The following is a 3,494-nucleotide window of genomic DNA, read 5'->3' on the forward strand; positions in this document are numbered from 1 at the left end:
ATAGTTTTCAACGCTTCTGGCTAGGTTTTTCAATCATATTTTGGCGATCGCTAGCAATCAAAAGCGCCCTTCAAAAGCCTGAAATGACCTATTTACGTTAATACACAAGATACTTCTTTTGTACAGTGCGTAAGTCCTAACAATTTAGATTTAGCGATCGCTTTCTCACTTTACCGTTTCTGCGATCGCACAGCATCCAATACGGTTCGGTTAGGGTTTTTTGATGAAAATTATAAATCACAAAGACGCGATAAATCGCCGTCTCTACAATAATCAATCCTTCGTCTTGACGGCGATTTATCGCATCTCTTGGCTTAACCGAACCGTATTGGCACATCATCTCGTAGAGAATAAAAAAATAAACCCACACAGGTGGGTTTTATCTATGTAACGTGAATTCTAATCGCCTTCTCCGACTAGGTAGCAATCTGTGGTACTGACACCTTCACCGGCACTTTTTTACTAAAAGACAGACCATTTTCATTTTTGTCAATGATAATCGTGTCTCCAGAGATAAAAGTATTCTCCAATAACTTGGTGGCGAGGGGGTTTTCTACTTCTCGCTGAATTGCGCGTTTGAGTGGACGCGCACCATAAACTGGGTCATAGCCTGATTCAACAAGGTGATCGCAAGCAGCTTGGGATATCTCAAAGAAGATTTTTTGCTCGCGCAGGAGATTTTCCACTCGCTTGAGTTGAATGCGGATGATATGCCGCATTTCTGTGCGGCTGAGGGCATGGAAGAGAATAATATCATCGACGCGGTTGAGAAATTCTGGGCGGAAATGCGATCGCAAGTTTTCCATTACCCGCTTCCGCATCGTTTCATACTGGGAATCATCACCAGATACATCCAAGATATGTTCGCTACCTATGTTACTGGTCATCACAATAACGCTGTTACGAAAATCTACCGTCCTTCCTTGAGAGTCAGTAATTCTCCCATCATCTAACACCTGCAATAAAATATTGAACACATCGGGGTGCGCTTTTTCCACTTCATCCAGCAGCACCACTGAGTAAGGACGGCGGCGAACTGCTTCGGAAAGTTGACCGCCTTCTTCATAGCCTACGTATCCTGGAGGCGCTCCCACTAACCGAGAAACTGAGTGTTTTTCCATATACTCAGACATATCCAAGCGCACCAAGGCATCATCAGAATCAAAGAGAAACTGAGCTAAAGCACGGGCGAGTTCGGTTTTACCTACACCTGTGGGGCCCATGAACAAAAATGAACCGATGGGACGCGAGGGATCTTTCATCCCCGCACGGGCGCGGCGAATGGCTGCTGCTACCGCTTCTACAGCCTCTTCTTGCCCAATGACTCGTTGATGCAAATGACTTTCTAGTTGCAGCAATTTTTGGCGTTCCGATTCCAACAAGCGATTGACGGGAATTCCTGTCCACTTGGCGACGATTTCCGCAATATCAGCTTCGGTAACTTGTTCTCGCAGCAACGTAGAACCTTGGTTTTGAATTTCTAAAAGGCTGGCTTCTTTGGCTTCGCGTTCGTGCTGTACTCCTTCCAATTTGCCATACTTCAATTGGGCAGCTTTATTTAAGTCATAAGCACGTTCCGCCTGTTCAATTTGCACTCGCAGCGCATCTTCTTCTTTCTTTAAGGCGCTTATCGCCTCCAATATCTGCTTTTCACCTTGCCATTGCTCGTTAAATATTTGCTGTTTTTCAGTCAAATTGGCAATTTCTTGCTCAATTCGCTGCAAACGTTCTTTAGTTTGAGGAGTACCCTTTTCTTCGCCAGCTAATGACAGCTTTTCCATTTCTAACTGCATGAGGCGGCGATCGATGGTTTCCAATTCTGCTGGTTTGGAGGTAATCTCCATTTTCAACTGGGCTGCGGCTTCATCCACCAAATCAATAGCTTTATCTGGCAAAAAGCGATCGCTAATATAACGCGCTGACAGGGTTGCTGCTGCTACCAAAGCCGAATCAGAAATTTTGACATTGTGATGCACTTCATAGCGTTCTTTCAACCCCCGCAAAATGGAAATAGTATTTTCCACACTTGGCTGATCGACAAATACTTGCTGAAAGCGGCGTTCTAGGGCAGCATCTTTCTCAATGTGTTTGCGGAACTCATCGAGGGTAGTTGCGCCAATACAACGCAGTTCTCCCCGCGCCAGCATTGGTTTAAGCAGATTTCCGGCATCCATCGCCCCTTGTTGACTGGAACCTGTACCGACTACTGTATGTAGTTCGTCGATAAACAGGACAATTTGGCCGTTAGAGTCCATAACTTCTTTGAGGACAGCTTTCAGGCGTTCTTCAAATTCTCCTCGCAATTTTGCCCCAGCGATTAAACTACCGATGTCTAAAGAGATCAGTTGGCGGTTTTTCAGAGATTCGGGAACGTCACCATTTACCATCCGTTGTGCTAAAGCTTCTGCGATCGCAGTTTTACCTACCCCAGGTTCACCAATCAATACCGGGTTATTTTTGCTCCGACGAGACAATACTTGAATTACCCGCCGAATTTCCTCATCCCGTCCAATTACCGGATCGAGTTTTCCCGCTTTTGCCTGTTCTGTCAAATCTCTACCAAATTTTTGTAACGCTTCATAGCGGGATTCTGGCGTTTGATCTGTCACCTTTTGGCTACCGCGAACGGCTTTGATAGTAGCTTCTAATTTAGCTGCATCCGCACTAAAGCTTTTGAGGATCTTTCGTCCAATGCGATCGTCTTCAGCAAAGCCTAAAAGTATGTGTTCTACGGAAATGTAGGAGTCTTTCATCCTGACTCTGGCTTCCTCGGCTTTATCTAGCAAAACATCTAAATTGCGGCTAAGGTAAAGCTGATCGCTTTTACCAATTTTCGGTTGACGTTGGGTAAAAGCTTCCAGTTGCTCCTGCAAGCGGATTGGATCGACTTCAGATCGAGCCAGGATGCGTATTGCTAGACTTGTAGGTTCTTCTAACAGGGCAATAATTAAATGTTCAACATCTAGTTGCTGTTGTTGATAAGCACGGACTATATCCTGAGATTTAACAATTGCGTCCCAGGCTTTATCAGTAAATTTATTTGGATCTGTAGGTTGCATCTTTAAAATTTTAGACTTTTGATTTTTAGTTTAGGGATTGGGGCTTGGGGCTTGGGTACTGGGAATTGGGGATTGGAAAGACTTTTACCTAGTCACTAATTTCTAGTCTTTAGTCCCCAGTCCCTAATTATCCAAACATTCTTAGCGTATATCCGCGTGTATCTCCAGTGGCAATTTAGGATTGGTAATTTTGTGATAATTTAATGTGTTACCTATTTTCTAATTTAAAACTAAAATACTGTTCTGAACGGACTTTTCCCGATGGTGCTATTTTAGCGATGTCTATGACAGGCTACGCCTACACCCGCATTTCTCACAAGCTTTAAGCGAAGAAGTGGCAGAGGGGCGGAGGAGCAGAGGGGAAAGAAATTGTACAATATCTCACCTCTGCCCCCCTGCTCCCCTGCCCCCCTGCTCCCCTGCCCCCCTGCTCCC

At 44.8% G+C, this 3,494-nt stretch carries 2 protein-coding genes; both read right to left on the reverse strand.

The genetic code is table 11. From position 1 onward, the window contains the following. Positions 1-136 precede the first annotated feature (136 nt). Positions 137-370: a hypothetical protein gene (locus V7K55_RS20580; RefSeq protein WP_334834478.1), complete on the reverse strand. Its 234-nt coding sequence runs from the start codon at positions 368-370 to the stop codon at positions 137-139. A gap of 46 nt (positions 371-416) precedes the next feature. After that, positions 417-3,059 carry an ATP-dependent chaperone ClpB gene (gene clpB / locus V7K55_RS20585; protein WP_334834479.1) on the reverse strand — a complete coding sequence of 881 codons (2,643 nt, stop codon included), beginning with the start codon at positions 3,057-3,059 and terminating at the stop codon, positions 417-419. Positions 3,060-3,494 lie beyond the last annotated feature (435 nt).

The organism is Nostoc sp., from assembly GCF_036919895.1.
In the GTDB taxonomy this organism is placed as follows: Bacteria; Cyanobacteriota; Cyanobacteriia; order Cyanobacteriales; family Nostocaceae; genus Nostoc.